The 14,921-nt window shown below is 67.8% G+C and carries 12 protein-coding genes; 9 read left to right on the top strand and 3 right to left on the bottom strand.

Going from position 1 to position 14,921, the window contains the following annotated elements; genetic code table 11:
• Nucleotides 1-29 precede the first annotated feature (29 nt).
• Complete coding sequence (locus ACH4ZA_RS15560; protein ID WP_398429876.1) at nucleotides 30-1,085, bottom strand: ABC transporter substrate-binding protein; 1,056 nt, start codon at nucleotides 1,083-1,085, stop codon at nucleotides 30-32.
• 216 nt (nucleotides 1,086-1,301) lie between these two features.
• Between ACH4ZA_RS15560 and ACH4ZA_RS15565 the strand changes: the two genes are divergently transcribed.
• Entirely contained in the window at nucleotides 1,302-1,778 is a 477-nt protein-coding gene (locus ACH4ZA_RS15565; RefSeq protein ID WP_398429815.1) for a MarR family winged helix-turn-helix transcriptional regulator, read from the top strand.
• Nucleotides 1,779-1,881: 103 nt separating this feature from the next.
• Nucleotides 1,882-2,202 (top strand): NAD(P)H-binding protein, encoded by a 321-nt coding sequence (locus tag ACH4ZA_RS15570; protein ID WP_398429816.1) that lies wholly within the window; start codon nucleotides 1,882-1,884, stop codon nucleotides 2,200-2,202.
• 53 nt (nucleotides 2,203-2,255) lie between these two features.
• On the opposite strand, the gene ACH4ZA_RS15575 is transcribed toward ACH4ZA_RS15570, so the two are convergent.
• The gene (locus ACH4ZA_RS15575; RefSeq protein WP_398429817.1) at nucleotides 2,256-3,905 is read right to left on the bottom strand and encodes a PucR family transcriptional regulator; all 1,650 of its coding nucleotides are present in this window, start codon (nucleotides 3,903-3,905) and stop codon (nucleotides 2,256-2,258) included.
• Nucleotides 3,906-4,137: 232 nt separating this feature from the next.
• Between ACH4ZA_RS15575 and ACH4ZA_RS15580 the strand changes: the two genes are divergently transcribed.
• The 7 genes from ACH4ZA_RS15580 to ACH4ZA_RS15610 all read left to right on the top strand — a co-directional run bounded on the left by ACH4ZA_RS15580 (nucleotide 4,138) and on the right by ACH4ZA_RS15610 (nucleotide 13,609).
• Complete coding sequence (locus tag ACH4ZA_RS15580; RefSeq protein ID WP_398429878.1) at nucleotides 4,138-4,596, top strand: RidA family protein; 459 nt, start codon at nucleotides 4,138-4,140, stop codon at nucleotides 4,594-4,596.
• A gap of 110 nt (nucleotides 4,597-4,706) precedes the next feature.
• The gene (locus ACH4ZA_RS15585) at nucleotides 4,707-6,125 is read left to right on the top strand and encodes an amino acid permease (protein WP_398429818.1); all 1,419 of its coding nucleotides are present in this window, start codon (nucleotides 4,707-4,709) and stop codon (nucleotides 6,123-6,125) included.
• A 59-nt stretch (nucleotides 6,126-6,184) separates the two neighbouring features.
• Nucleotides 6,185-7,351, top strand: coding sequence for an alanine racemase (locus tag ACH4ZA_RS15590; protein WP_398429819.1), 1,167 nt, complete (start codon nucleotides 6,185-6,187; stop codon nucleotides 7,349-7,351).
• A gap of 770 nt (nucleotides 7,352-8,121) precedes the next feature.
• Nucleotides 8,122-9,300: an extracellular solute-binding protein gene (locus tag ACH4ZA_RS15595; protein ID WP_398429820.1), complete on the top strand. Its 1,179-nt coding sequence runs from the start codon at nucleotides 8,122-8,124 to the stop codon at nucleotides 9,298-9,300.
• Between the two features lie 53 nt (nucleotides 9,301-9,353).
• Nucleotides 9,354-10,205, top strand: a complete 852-nt coding sequence (locus ACH4ZA_RS15600; RefSeq protein WP_398429880.1) for a carbohydrate ABC transporter permease — start codon at nucleotides 9,354-9,356, stop codon at nucleotides 10,203-10,205.
• Entirely contained in the window at nucleotides 10,202-11,137 is a 936-nt protein-coding gene (locus ACH4ZA_RS15605; protein ID WP_398429821.1) for a carbohydrate ABC transporter permease, read from the top strand. Before ACH4ZA_RS15600 ends, ACH4ZA_RS15605 begins: the two co-directional genes overlap by 4 nt.
• A gap of 117 nt (nucleotides 11,138-11,254) precedes the next feature.
• Nucleotides 11,255-13,609, top strand: a complete 2,355-nt coding sequence (locus ACH4ZA_RS15610) for a glycoside hydrolase family 3 N-terminal domain-containing protein (protein ID WP_398429822.1) — start codon at nucleotides 11,255-11,257, stop codon at nucleotides 13,607-13,609.
• A gap of 23 nt (nucleotides 13,610-13,632) precedes the next feature.
• Here ACH4ZA_RS15610 and ACH4ZA_RS15615 read toward each other — a convergent pair whose 3' ends face one another.
• The gene (locus ACH4ZA_RS15615) at nucleotides 13,633-14,631 is read right to left on the bottom strand and encodes a LacI family DNA-binding transcriptional regulator (protein ID WP_398429824.1); all 999 of its coding nucleotides are present in this window, start codon (nucleotides 14,629-14,631) and stop codon (nucleotides 13,633-13,635) included.
• Between the last annotated feature and the right edge of the window lie 290 nt (nucleotides 14,632-14,921).

Below are 14,921 nucleotides of genomic sequence, written 5' to 3' on the forward strand. Positions count from 1 at the left end.
CACCACCGAATGTGAGACAGGGCCGTTGATCAGACACTCCCGCGTCCCGGGTGCAGACCGAGCCACCCAGGGGAGGGCGCCCCCGTCACCTCGCCGACGTAGAGAGTGAGCTGCTGCCTGAAGCGCTCGACGAGGCTCCGGTCCGCCATGAAGCCCTCGAAGCCGTCGAGGTGGGCGTTGCGGTACTCCCAGATGGGGCGGTAGCCCGCGTGGGGCTGGACGTCGGTGCGTACCGACCACATATAGAAGTCGGACTGGGTCTTTTTCGACAGCCACCAGTTCAAGTACAGCTTCGCGGCAGCGGGACGCTTCGCGTGCCGGAAGATGGCGGCGCGCTGGGCCCAGGCCATGAACGGGTCGTGTTTCGGGACGACGAAGCGAGTCTTCACGCCCGCCGCCGGGCTCAGCATGCCGTCCGTGCCCAGTGCGACGGCCGCGGTGCCCGCCTCGACCCGGTCGGCGGGTTCCTGCGTACCGCGCACCCAGGCCACGTCCTGGCCGACGAACCGCCGCAGCCACTCCCAGCCGTACTTGTCGACGATGAGCTTGTACAGGTACAGCACCGCGTCGTCGTCGTTCGGGTACGTCGAGACGATCTTCCCCTTCCACCGGGGGGCGAGGAGGTCCCGGGCCGAGGCAGGTGCCTTCCCACCTGCCTTGTCGACGTTGTAGATGGTCGAGAAGGCGTCGACGAATATGCCGGTCCAGGTGCCGTCGGGGTCCTTGAAGGCCGGGTGGACGCGGGAGAATCCGGCGGGCTTGTACGGAAGCAGGAACCCTTCCTTCTTCCAGCGGGAGAAGTCCTGAAGGGTCTGCAGCTGTACGACGTCCGGGACGAGGGAGCCGGTGGCGAGCTGGTTGTCGATGCGGGCGTCGTGGAACTTGCTGTAGTCCACCACTATGTTCAGCGTGATGCCGGGGAACGCCTTCTCGAAGGCGGCCTTGTTGCCGTCCTGCTGGGTGGCGGTGTCGCCGCCCGCGTAGACAGTGAGGGTGCCGCCCTCCGCCTTCGCCTCGCGGTACAGCTGTTTCAGACCCTGGGTCTCCTCACCTGACCGCGCGGCGTATCCCGTTCCGGCGCCCAGCGCGACCCCGGCGGCCGTGAGCGAACCTGCGGCGAGTACCTGACGTCATCCGACCGGCATGACTGTTCCCCTTCAGAGCGGTGCTTCAGTGCAATGGTCGGTGGAGAAGATACCTGCGTCAGCAGCTTTATTCCAGTCTTCAACTTTGGCAGCATGGCATAATTCCTCCCTTTTGTGTCTCTTAGGGAGCCGCAAGGTAGCTGTATCGTCAGCTTTATGAGTGAGCTGCTGAACGACGAGACAGTCGTCCTGTACGGCGACATCCTGCGGCTGACGGATGCGATCGGAGGACGGGCCGAGCGCACCATCCGTGAGGCCGCCGGACTGGGCGGTTCCGAGTTCGAGGTGCTCCTTCGTCTGGCCCGGCACCGGGAGAACCGGATCACCAGTGCCCGCCTGGCCGAAGACCTGTCGTTCACCTCGGGTGGGCTGACCCGTCTGATCGCGCGCATGGAGGAAACTGGGCTGCTCGCCCGCCACCCCCACCCCGACGACCGTCGGGCCGCGCTGCTGGAAGCCACTCCAAAGGGTCGCGAACTGCTGGAACGTGCCCTCGCCGCGCACGTCCCGCAGGTCACCACCGACCTGATGGAGCCGCTCACCCCCGTCGAGCGGCTGATCCTGCGCGAGCTCGTGACCAAGCTGCTGGCCCACTCCGCGCGCGGCACGGTGCAGGGCCCCGCGCGAGCGTGACCGGTCAGCCTCGCCCTCCCCTTCAGCCATTCCCCACCTGAGACGCATCCGGAAACGAACAGGAGTACCCCTGTGGAGATCCTTTTGATCGGCGGCCACGGGCGTGATCGGCTCCCGCCTCGTCGCGGAGGCGCTGAGCCGCGGCCATGCGGTGACAGCCGAGACCTGCTACGGCTCGGCCGCCGCCCTGCCCGAGCACCCGGCCCTGACCCCGCTGGTTCTCGACGCCTCCGTGCCCGGCAAGGTGGCCGAGGCCGCCGCCGGCCATGACACGGTGGTCTTCGCGCTCTCCCAGCCCCGCGACGGCTCCGACCCGACTGCCCCGCTCCTGGCCGTCTGCCGCTCTGACCGGATACCCGCATTCGCCCGGCTGATTGAGTCAACGTACAGGCCGGATGCCCGGTGCACGGTGACGTCCCGGTGAGCGCCGACCCTCATCGGCTCCGCCGGTACGGCGATCGCGCTCGCGCCGGCGGGTCAGCCGCTTTCCGCGGACGGTCGTTGCCGAGTGAGCCGGAACTCGAGCATCGCCGCAAAGCGTTCGTTGGGATCGTCCAGGTTCAGTTGTGCGATTTCTGCCGCCCGGCGAAGGCGGTATCTGAATGTGTTGGGGTGTACATCCATAGCCGCAGATGCGTTCAGGGTGTTGCCGAGGTGGTCGAGCCACAGGGCCACGGTTTCCGTCATCGAGGTTCCGTGTTCTCGATCGTGGTGACGCAGCCGGGCGATGGGGCCGTCCAGCAGCCCACCCTCGTTGCGCAGTCGGTCACCGATCTCCAGCAAGAGTGCGTCGACTTGGACGTTGGCGACCATCGCCACTCGGCCGGCTGGTTCCTGGCGCAGGACACGTAGGGTTCTGTCCGCATCGTGCCTCGAGCGAGCGAGGCCGGCCGGATCGGATGACGAGACTTCGCGGCCGATGCCGATCGCCACTCCTCCAGGTCTGTCCCGTGCACGGTCGAGGAAATCGTTCGAAACCCGCTGGGCCATGGCCGTGACGTTTTCTCTTCCTTTCCGGATCGGCGCCGGCACGATCGCATAACACACGTCGCCGACCAATGCGGCGACCGCGCCGGGGACCGCGACGGACAGGTGAAACGCGAAGGAGTCGGTGATCCGTTCCAAGGTCTGCCGTTGCGTTTGCGCGGCGGCCGCCTCGTCGGCCGAGTTTCCATTCGGAAGGGACAGACCGAGCACGGTGACGGTCCGGTGCGCAAGCCCAAGACGCTCGATCGCGCCCGAGGCCGGCGCGCCTCCCGTCAATGCGGTTGCGATGAGGTCCGCGCGAATCTGCCGGTCGATGTCTGTACCGATGCGGTGCCGCAGCAGCTGCAGCGCGACAACTTTCGCGGCATCGACGAGTACTTGCTCCTTCTCGTCGCTCAAGGGCCCGGGGACAGCCGCCCAGATCGAACCGAGTACTTGGTCACCTGCGCGTACGGCTATCGCCACGCGCGGAAGACCTGGCACTCCTTCGATCTGCGGTGTGTCGATGAAGATCGGTTTCTCGCCGGCGTAGAGCCGCTTGAAGACGCCGGCTCGTTCCTGCGCGAGGCGGGCGTGTTGAGGGACGACCCGTCCGAGAATCGTCTCGATCCGCGTTTGATCAGCCTCGTTCTGGCGATCGGAGAACGCCAGAATCTGTGAGTCGCGATCTTCGATGGTGATCGGCGCGTCGAGTAGTGATCCGATCGCGTTGGCCAGGGCGAACGAGTCTTCCGCGGGCATTCCGGCCAGCAGTTCCTCACCGCTCCTACTGCTGGAGAGCAGCGAGCGGAGCAGAACGACCAACTGTGCCCACGTCGCTCCGCCGGCGAGGCCGAGCAGGACCACACCGCTGCGATCGATGCGAGCACGCAGCTCCGGCTCGAGATCCAGCGGCGCACGTACCACGAGGGCGGGCGCCTGGCGTGTGACCGCACGATCGAGCAAGGCCGGCAGATCTCGGACGTCGGCGGCGGTACACAGAAGCATGGCCCCAGGGCGAGCCGGGGCCTGTTCCCGTGGATCGTCGACGACGACGTCGGTGATCAACGTAGTTCCGTCGACGATCCCCGCAAGAACCTGCAGCAGAGTGCCGGCGAGCCTGCTCACGACGTTGTCGAGCCTGGCTCCAGGGCTGGTCATGATCGGCACCCTTCGCTCGCTGCCTGCTGCCCCAACAGTACGTCGTTCGTGAATCCACACCACACCTCGGTTGTGATTGGTGCAGCCGCACGATGCACGTCGTGGTGACGCACTGCACCCTGATGCCCATCGACACCCCCACCCCCGAAAGCAGGGCAGCGTTTACATGTTCTCGACACCATCCACCAACGGTGCATCCGACCACGCGCGGCGAACTGTCTCCACGTCGTCCATGTCGTCACGGGCGGACAACCTCGCCGAGCTCGGGTTCGAACTGCCGTCGACGGCCACGCCGATCGGCATCTATGTTCCGGCGGTACGGACCGGTGACCTGGTCTACACCTCTGGCCAGTTGCCGTTGGTGCGGGGATCGATCGAACGACCGGGAAAGGTCGGCCGCGAGGTTTCGGTGACGGACGCGTCGAGGGCAGCGGAAATCTGCACTCTGAATGCACTTGCTGCGATCGATGCCCTCATCGGCCTCGACTCGGTCGTACGGGTGGTGAAGGTGACCGGGTTCGTCGCTTCCGCGGACGACTTCGCCGGCCAGCCCGACGTCGTCAACGGTGCCTCGAATCTGCTTGCAAGCGTTTTCGGCGATGCCGGTACACACGCGCGCTCGGCTGTCGGCGTCGCCGAACTGCCACTCAACGCCCCCGTCGAAGTCGAACTCATCGTCGAGGTTGCCTGACCCCTTTACCCAGCCGGACCCGACCGAGCGACGCCCGGCGCGGTCTGCCAGGGCTGTCCCCGCCGACCAGACATCCATATCCGAACACTGATCTCGAACAAGGACACATCATGACAGTCGACAGCTCCCCCGCAGGGGCGAACGAGGACGGCCTCGCGGAAGGACTCACCAAGCGGCACATTCGCATGATCGCGATCGGCGGCGCCATCGGAGTCGGGCTCTTCCTCGGATCCGGGAAAGGCATCTCCTACGCCGGGCCGGCCCTGATCGGCGTCTACGCGGTCACCGGTGTGTTCATCTTCATCATCATGCGTGCCCTCGGCGAGCTGCTGATGTACCGGCCCGTCGCTGGGAGCTTCGCCGAGTACGCCCGCGAGTTCTTGGGCCCTGCATACGGCTTCGTCACCGGTTGGGGTTACTGGATCACGTGGACCATCATCGGGATGGCCGAGCTCACCGCGGCCGGGGTCTTCGTCAAGTTCTGGTTCCCGTCGATGCCGCAATACCTCACGGCACTGATCGCTCTGCTCGCACTCGTCGGATTGAACCTGGCCAAGGTCGGATTCTTCGGGGAGGCGGAATTCTGGTTCGCGTCGATCAAGATCGTCACCATCCTTGCCCTGATCGGTGGCGGCATCTTCGCGCTGGTCTTCAACGTCGGCGAAGCCGGCCAGGCAGGCGGGATCGAGAACCTCTGGAAGTACGGAGGCATCGCCCCGCACGGGCTGCTCGCGGTCCTGCTGGCCTTCCAGATCGTGGTCTTCTCCTACCAGGGCGTGGAACTCATCGGCATGACCGCGGCCGAGACCAGGAACCGGGAGACCGTGATACCGAAGGCGATCAACTCCGTGCCCTGGCGTATCGGCATCTTCTACGTCGGCACCCTGATCGTGCTGATGTCGCTGTTCCCCTGGGATCAGTTCAGCGCGGACGAGAGCCCGTTCGTCAAGAGCTTCTCCCAGATCGGACTTCCCGCGGCCGCCGGCGTCATGAACTTCGTCGTCCTCGCCTCCGCTCTGTCGGCGTGCAGCGCCGGGCTGTACAGCAACGGACGCCTGCTCAAGAAGCTCGCCGCGGACGGGCTCGCGCCCAAGGTGTTCGAGAAGACCAGCCGCGGTCACGTGCCTGCGGCCGCCATCATCGCCTCCGGCACTCTGATGCTCGTCGGCGTCGCGGTCAACGCGATCGTCCCGGAGAAGGCGTTCTCGTACATCTCGTCGGTCGCCACCCTGGGAGGAATCTGGAGCTGGGGTGTGATCGTCGTATGTCACCTCGTCTACCGGCGTCGCGTCGAACGCGGTGAGGCACCCGCGAGTACGTTCCGGCTCCCTTACGCCAAGGCCCTGTGCTGGGCCACTCTCGCCTTCCTCGCAGCCCTGACGGTTCTCCTCGCGTTCGACGAGGGCCAACGCATCGCCTTGTACGCCCTGCCGGTCTGGGCAGCGGTTCTCATCGGCGGCTACCGGATGTCGTCGCGAAACGCCGCCCGCAAGGAGCACGTCCCGGCCCGGGCACCGAGCGCGCTGTGAGCCGTGAGTCCCTCCACTGGCGCTGGCGCCCTGCCGAGCATCCACCTGAAGGAACAGCCGTGATTTCCGCCGCATACCCCCAACTGCGTCTCGACGCCGCCGCCCTCGATCACAACATCCGCGTCATGGCCGACTGGTGCGACACCCATGACGTCGCGCTTGCCCCCCACGTCAAGACGACGATGTCCGCTCCCATCATCGAACGACAGATCGCGGCCGGCGCCGTCGGCGTCACCGTTGCCACCGTCGACCAGGTCGCGACCGTGCTCGGCTGGGGACACGACACCGTCCTCATCGCGAACCAGATCGTCGACCCGTTCGGACTGGCACGACTTCGGGCCTGGCTCACCGCCGAGCGGGAACGGAAGATCCGGTGCTTCGTCGACTCCGCGGCCGGGATCGCCGCAGCGAAACAGGTTTTCGGCGCGCACGGCCCCGCTCTTGAAGTGCTGCTGGACATCGGCACCCCGGGTGGCCGCACAGGTATCCGCGACCCGGAGCAGGCCCGCCGCGCAGCGGAGCTTGTCCGAGCAGCTCCCGGACTCCGGCTCGTGGGAGTCGCCGGGTACGAAGGCGTCGCCCCGAACACGAGGACCGACGAAACGCTTGCGGCCGTGGACGAACACTGCCGCCGGGTCCGCGACGTCTACCTCGACGTCGCCGGACTCTTCGAGACCGACCGCCCCGTGTACTCGATGGGCGGATCGGCCTTTCCCGACCGTGTCGTCGATTTCCTCCCGACGGACGACGACGTTCCGGGCACCATCCGGTTGCTCAGGTCGGGTTGCTATGTCACGCACGATCACGGTGTCTACGCCCGCGTGAGCCCGATTCCCGGCCTCGTCCCGGCCCTGGCCGTGCGCGCGGTCGTCGTGTCCGCCGCCGAGGACGGCACCGCGGTGATCGGAGCCGGGAAGCGCGACCTTCCCTACGACACCGAGGCACCGATCCTTCTGTCCGCCAGCACGGCCGCCGGACAGGACAAGTCCGATGTCCGCGGACACGTCAGCGCGCTGTACGACCACCACACCGTGCTCTCCGACGCATGGAATCTTGAGGTGACGGACGTCGTCGAGTTCGGGATCTCGCATCCGTGCTCGGCATTTGACCGGTGGCCCGAGTACCTCGTCATCAACGACCACGGTGACGTGATCGATGTCTGGTGCACCGACTTCCGCCGGTCGTCGATCGACACAACCCTCAACGAGTCGGCGAGAAGGGCGTGACTACCTTGGCCACAGGGACGCCGCCATCAGGGACGGGGATCGGCGACGGAAAGCACATATCTGCTGCTCTACGGTGGAGGCGCTGTATGCCGTCGGATTCGACATCCGGTCTGCTCAGGAGCAGTCAGAAAGGAGCTGGTCAAGGATCATGACGCCGTGCGTGGCATGCACGCCGTGCGACGTCGTGACCACGGACGTGCCCTGTCTCGTCCCGTCGGAGCGTGCCCAGCCCGGCCCCACCGTCATTGACGTTGGTATCCCGGCATCCCGAGCCGGTGACGTTGCTCGGCCGAAACTCGACGGCATCGCCGCCCGGGTCATCCGGGTGCCCGGCGACGTCGGCCTGTGACGAGCCCTCTGATGTCCGCATGCCCTTCGTCGGACGCCCCCTCTGGGGTTCCGCTCGCTGGCGGGCGGTCATCCTGCTCGGCATTTCCGCGCGGCGCGCGAAAGTGTTTCGTAACCGAGGAATTCCCGTCCTTGTCTCCGGTGTGAATGTCGTGTCAGGGTCCCGGTCAGCAGGCAGGCCACCCGCGGTGGGGCATCCGAAACCTTTTCGTGGCGGTTTCCGGTTCGCCTGCCTCACCCATGCCAATGGCATGCCGAGAGAAGAGAGGCACACCATGCGGGGAATCCCTGTCAGCGGAATTCTCGGAACTCCCAGAATTCGAGGCGCCGTTGCGTTCGCGGTCACCGCGTCGGCGGCCCTGGGCCTCGCGGCGTGCGGGACGTCTGGGCCGTCCACGACCTCGTCGGCGAAGGGCCTGACGATGTGGGCGCTCAACGACCAGACGATCCTGAAGGAGTCCGTCGACGCCTACAACAAGGACCACCCGGACGAGAAGATCACCCTGAGGCTGTTCGCCAACGACGACTACAAGCAGAAGTTGTGCGTCGCCTTCGGCGCGAACCAGGCTCCGGACATCTTCTTCAGCTGGGGCGGCGGCGCGCTGAACGACTACGTCAAGGCGGGCAAGGTCGACACACTGAAGGCGTCGGACGTGAAGTCCGACCGGTTCACCCCCAGCGTTATGCAGAGTGCCACCTTCGACGGCAAGGTCTACGGTGTGCCCGCCAACGGTCTCGCCCCGGTCGTCCTCTACTACAACAAGAAGGTGCTGGCTGACGCGGGCGTCGAGCCGCCGAAGACGTACGCCGATCTGCTGGCGGCCGTGAAGAAGCTGAAGGCGAAGGACGTCGTGCCGATGTCGCTCGCGGCGAACTCCAAGTGGCCGACGCTGATGTACCTGGAGTACCTGCTCGACCGCCAGGGCGGCTCCGACGTCTTCACGAAGATCGCCTCCGGTGACGCCTCGGCCTGGAAAGACCCCTCGGTCGCCCAGGCCAACCAGTACCTGCAGGACCTGTCGAAGGCCGGCGCCTTCGGCGACAGCGCCTCCTCCGTCAGCTACGACCAGGGCGCCTCCACGGCCCTGCTCTACACGGGCAAGGCGGCGATGGAGGTGATGGGCACCTGGGAGTACGCCAACATCGCCAAGGCCGCGCCCGGCTTCCTGGCCAAGGGCGACCTGGGCTACACCGCCTTCCCGACGCTGCCCGGCGGTGCCGGCAAGGCGAACAGCATCGTGGGCAACCCCTCGAACTTCCTGTCGCTGAACTCGGGCACCAAGAACAAGTCGGCCGCGCTGACGTACTTCAACGACTACGTTCTGAACGACTCCCAGATCGACGCCTACCTCGCCGCCGGCAGTGTGCCGCCGGTCAACGGCCTGGAGTCGAAACTTACGGCGGTGAAGTCGTCGTCCGACAAGGCGTGGCTCACGTTCGTCTACGGCCTGGTGCAGAACGCGCCGAGCTTCCAGCTCTCCTGGGACCAGGCGCTGCCGTCCGACCAGGCCGACCCGCTGCTGACCAACACCGACAAATCGCTCCTGCGCCAGATCTCGCCCGCCGAGTTCGGCACGAACATGAGCAAGGCGACATCGTGACCACCGCTGTTCGAGTCGGCCGTGCAGGGGGTCGCCGCTCCAGCGGCCTCCTCATGGCCGCCCCCGCCCTGCTCCTCTTCGGGCTGTTCGGCCTCGTCCCGCTCGTGGGCGTGGTGGTGCTCAGTCTTACCCGTTGGGACGGCCTGGGTTCCGTCGGCTGGGCGGGCGTCGCCAACTGGAGCGCTGTCCTGACCGACGGTGCCACTTGGCAGGCGCTGTGGCTCACCGTCAAGGTGATGGTGATCAGCTGGCTGGTCCAGACGCCCGTCGCCCTGGCGCTCGGCATCTTCCAGGCGCCCCGCGGGAGGCTGCGCGCCCTGTTCGCCGTATTGTTCTTCCTCCCGCTGCTGCTGTCCGCCGTGGCGATCGGCTTGACCTGGCAGGCGCTGCTCGATCCGTCCTTCGGCATCGGCGCCACACCCGGACTGCACTGGCTGGCGAAGCCGCTGCTGGGCTCCCCGGACCTGGCCCTGTACACCGTGATCTTCGTGATCGCATGGCAGTTCGTGCCGTTCCACGCCCTGCTCTATCAGGCCGGCATACGGCAGATCCCGACCGTCCTGTACGAGGCCGCCGCTCTTGACGGCGCCGGGCCGGCGACCCGTTTCCGGCGGATCACGCTTCCGCAGTTGAAGTACACGATGGTCACGTCCAGCACGCTCATGCTCGTCGGGTCGCTGACCTACTTCGACCTGATCTTCGTCCTGTCCGGCGGCACCGGCGGCCCGGGCACCGCCACCCGCGTCCTTCCTCTTTCCATGTACATCACCGGCTTCCAGGCCCATGACATGGGCCGGGCCAGCGCCGTCGCCGCCCTCCTGGTGGTCTTCGGCCTCGGTCTGTCGCTGCTGACCACCCGTTTGTCCGGCTTCACCCGGATGGACAGCCAGCAGGAGGGCATGTGAGCACCATCGTCACCAAGACCCGCGATCCCCGTACCGGCAACGACCGCGAAGGTGGTGCCGAGCACCGTGTAGCGGCGCCGCGGCCCGGATCCCTCCGTCGGGTCATGGCCGTCGGCGTGCTGTGGCGGGCCCTCACAGGCAGCGCCACGCTCTTCTGGGCAGCGGTGGTCGTCATACCCGTGTACTGGCTGGTGATCACCAGCCTGCGCAGCCGTGCCGACTTCACCGCCGACAGTCCACTGGCTTTGCCCGGCCACCCCACGTTCGACAACTACCGGACCGTTCTGGCCGGCGACTTCACGACCTATCTGCTCAACAGCGTCATCGTCACCGCGGCGACGGTCGTGGTCGCTGTCGTCGTCGCCCTCATGGCTTCGTTCGCGATCGTCCGCAACGCCGGAAGCAGGCTTTCCCGCGTGTCCTTCCGGCTGTACCTGCTGGGCCTGGCGATCCCCCTGCAGGCGGTGATCATCCCGGTGTATCTGCTGATCATCAGAATGCACCTGTACGACAGTCTGCTCGCGATCGTTCTGCCCTCGGCGGCGTTCGCGCTGCCGATCACCGTGATGATTCTGGTGAGCTTCCTGCGCGACGTGCCACGCTCCCTGTTCGAGGCGATGATCATGGACGGCGCCGGTGACTGGCGCACGCTCGTCTCGCTCGCGGCGCCGCTGGCGCGCCCGGCGCTGATGACGGTCGCCGTCTACGACGCGCTGCAGGTCTGGAACGGCTTCCTCTTCCCGCTCATCCTCACCCAGAGCGGCGACAAAGCCGTACTGCCACTGGCGCTGACCCTTTACCGGGGCCAGTTCGGCATCGACGTACCGGCCACGATGGCCGCGGTGGTGCTCTCCACCCTGCCGATGCTCGCGCTGTTCATCCTCGCCCGCCGTCAGCTCGTCGCCGGCCTCACCGCCGGTTTCTCCAAGTAGCCCATTTTGTAGGGCAGTTCGCCTCGCACGAGGCCGGGCAGCGCGCCCGGTCCCGTCGGGATGCCCACGCACACCCGCGCGCCCCCTCGCGCGTCGGCCATCCCCGAGGAGTCGTGAATGACGACCACCATGCCGGACCACGGCGGCATCCCCCAGGAACAGGACCACCGGCCTTGGGCCGATCTCGCCCGGTCGGCCCCCGACCGGGCTGAGGCCCTCCTCGCCCGGCTCACCCTCCCCGAGAAGGTCGCCCAGCTCAGCAGCACCTGGGAGGACATCGAGGCCGACGGCCCGGAAGTGGCCCCGGGCAGCAACCACTTCGGCCGTGTCGGCGACCTCGACGAAACCGCCCGGCACGGTCTGGGGCAGCTCACCCGTCCCTACGGGACCCTGCCCCGCCCTGCTCTGGAGCAGGCCCGCCTCCTGGCCGAGCACCAGCGGCAGGTGGTGGCACAGAGCAGGTTCGGCATCCCGGCCATGGCGCACGACGAGTGCCTGACCGGCTTCACCGCCTACGGTGCCACCATCTACCCCACCTCGCTGGCGATGGCCGCCACCTTCGACCCCGAACTGATCCGCCGAGTCGGCGAGGCCATCGGGGCCGACATGGCCGAGGCCGGCGTTCACCAGGGGCTCGCCCCGGTCGTCGACGTGATCCGCGACTACCGCTGGGGGCGCTGCGAGGAGACCTACGGCGAGGACCCGTACCTGGTGGGTGAGGTGGCCGAGGCGTACGTCACCGGGCTGCAGAGCGCCGGTGTGTACGCCACCCTCAAGCACTTCGCCGGGTACTCCGCGTCCATGGGCGGCCGCAACCACGCCCCCGTGCACGTCGGCCGCCGCGAACTGTTCGACGTCATCCTGCCGCCCTTCGAACGGCTCGTCGCCGCGGGCGTGGGTTCGGTGATGAACTCGTACGCCGAGATCGACGGCGAGGCGCCCGCCGCCAGCCGGTGGCTGCTGACCGAAGTCCTGCGTGAGGCGTGGGGGTTCGAGGGGACCGTCGTCTCCGACTACTGGTCCCTGCCCTTCCTGGTGAGCGCCCACCGGGTGGCCGCCGACCCTCGCGACGCCGGCGCTCTCGCGCTGAGCGCCGGGATGGACGTGGAACTGCCCGACCAGCGCGGCTTCGGCGACGCCCTCGTCCACGCCGTACAACAGGGGCTGGTGGACGAAGACCTGGTCGACCGCGCGGTGCGCCGGGTGCTGCTGCAGAAGATCGAACTCGGACTGCTGGATCCCGACTGGGACCCACGGCCCCCCGCTCTGCGCGCGGGCGAACTGGACCTCGACAAGCCGGAGAACCGTGGGCTTGCCTACGCCGTGGCACAGTCGAGCGCCGTTCTGCTGTCGAACGACGGGACCCTGCCTCTCCCGTCCGCCGGCCGGATCGCATTGATCGGCCCGTGCGCCGACGACGTGCGCACCATGTTCGGCTGCTACAGCTTCCCCAACCACGTCCTCGCAGACCGCGACGACCTCGGCGACGGCGTCGAGGCGACCTCCCTGCGTACCGCACTCGCCGAGGAACTCCCTTCTGTTCATTGGGAGTTCGCGCAGGGCTGCCCGATCCGCGACGAGGACCGCTCCGGGATCCCGGCCGCGGTGGCGACCTGCACGGCGGCCGACCTCACCGTCCTCGTCGTCGGCGACAAGGCGGGCATGTTCGGCATCGGTACCTCGGGGGAGGGCTGCGACGTGGAGGACCTGCGGCTGCCGGGCGTCCAGGAGGAACTGGTCGAGGCGCTCCTGGCTACCGGGAAACCGGTCGTGGTGGTCGTCAGCAGCGGCAGGCCCTACGCCCTGGGCCGGTTCGCGCCCGCCGCCGCAGCCCTGGTGCAGGTCTTCCTGCCGGGGGAGGAAGGCGGCTGGGCGGTGGCGCAACTCCTCTCCGGGCGGGCCAACTTCAGCGGAAAGCTCCCCGTGCAGATCCCCGCCTCGCCGGGCGGCCAGCCGTACACCTACCTACACCCGCCGCTCGGCGACCGGCAGAGCTTCCTGTCCAACCTCGACCCCACCCCCGCGTTCCCGTTCGGCCACGGACTGTCGTACACCACGTTCGAGACCGACCTGGTGACCGTCGACCGAGACCAGGTGCCCACGGACGGCGAGTTCACGGTCAGCGCGCGGGTGCGCAACACGGGAGCGGTGGCGGGCGCCGAAACGGTCCAGGTGTACGCCGTCGACCCGGTCGCGCAGGTGACCCGACCGGTGCGTTTCCTGCTCGGCTTCGCCAAGGTCGCCCTCGCTCCCGGCGAGCAGGCGACCATCCGTTTCCACGTGCACACCGACCGCCTGGCCTTCACCGGCCTGGACGGCCGACGCGTCGTCGAACCCGGCGAGATCGTGCTCCACGCGGGCTCCTCCAGTCTGGACACACCGGCGCGAAAGGTCCTGCAGCTGGTCGGCGTGGAGCGGGACGCGACGGTCCTGCGGAATCACACGGTTCCCGTGTCCGTCGAGCGGGAGTGAGCCGGCGGGAGGCGGACGAACGGTTACCCGGAAACCGCCGGAGCGCGAGCCCTCGTCGACGTCCGCAGCACGAGCTCCGTGGCGAGCTCGATGCGCGGGGACGCGGTCGGCCGGCCCTGGGCGAGTTCCAGGAGAACCCGCGTAGCCTCGCGCCCCAGCTCCTCGAACGGCTGCCGTACGGCGCTCAGCGGCGGGCAGGCCATGGCCGCCACCAGGGTGTCGTCGAAGGACATCACCGCCAGGTCGTCCGGAACGCCCAGTCCCTGCTGACGAGCGGCCTCCAGCACCCCGAGCGCCTGTGCGTCGCTGGCCGCGAAGACGGCCGTGGGCGGGTCGTCGGCCCGCAGGATCTGCAGGCTGGCGGCGAGCGCTTCGTCGTAGTCGAAGTCGGTCGAGCGGACGATCGCGGGGTCGTAGCCCAGGGCGGCTTCCTCCAGGGCGGCCCGGTAGCCGTGCACGCGTGCCGCCCCGGCCAGCGAATGCGAGCGGCCCGCGACCATGCCGATCCGGGTGTGCCCGAGGTCCAGCAGGTGCTGTACGGCCTCCCGGGCGCCGCTCCAGTTCGTCACACCGATGCTGGGAATGTCTTCCGTCGGCGCGCTGAGCGGGTCGATCAGCACCACGGGGATCCGCTGCTCGACGATCCGGCGCTGATCCTCTTCGGCCAGCATCGAGATCACGATGACCATCCCGGCCGCACCGAGCGCCACGCACTCCTCGAGCCATCCGGAAATGGACCGGCGGCCCGTGGTCCCGGTGACCACGTCGATGCCCAGCTCACCGGCCGCGTCCACGATCCCGCGCGCCACCTCCAAGGTGTACGGGCCCGACAGGTCACGGAACACCGCGATGATCTGCCGTGGCGTCGAGGGATCCCGCTCCCACGGGCGGGCGTAGCCGTAGCGGTCCAGCAGCTCCTCGACCTTGGCGCGCGTCGCCGCGCCGACGTCCCGACGTCGGTGCACCACCTTGGACACGGTACTGAGCGAGACTCCCGCCTCGGCGGCGATGTTCGTCAGCAAACCGTACTGCGCTTCTTGTCGGCCCCGACCTCGATCTGTCACTTCCTCGATGCCCGTCCTGTTCGCCGAACACCGATGTGCCGGACCGCGCCGCGTATCTGCCAAAACTCCGCTGCAAAGTAACGGGGCTCGGCAGGCGGCGGCAAGAGCACTGCACGGACGACGAAAACCACCGGTCACGTGGCCGTGGGCCCCGGTCGCCGCAGTCAACACCCGAGGACGACCGGGCTACGAAACTCTTTCGGAAACGCGCCGGTGACATCAGGGCTCCGCTTCCTGATACTCCGATG

This window comes from Streptomyces sp. NPDC020597 (assembly GCF_044335095.1).
Taxonomy (GTDB): Bacteria; Actinomycetota; Actinomycetes; order Streptomycetales; family Streptomycetaceae; genus Streptomyces.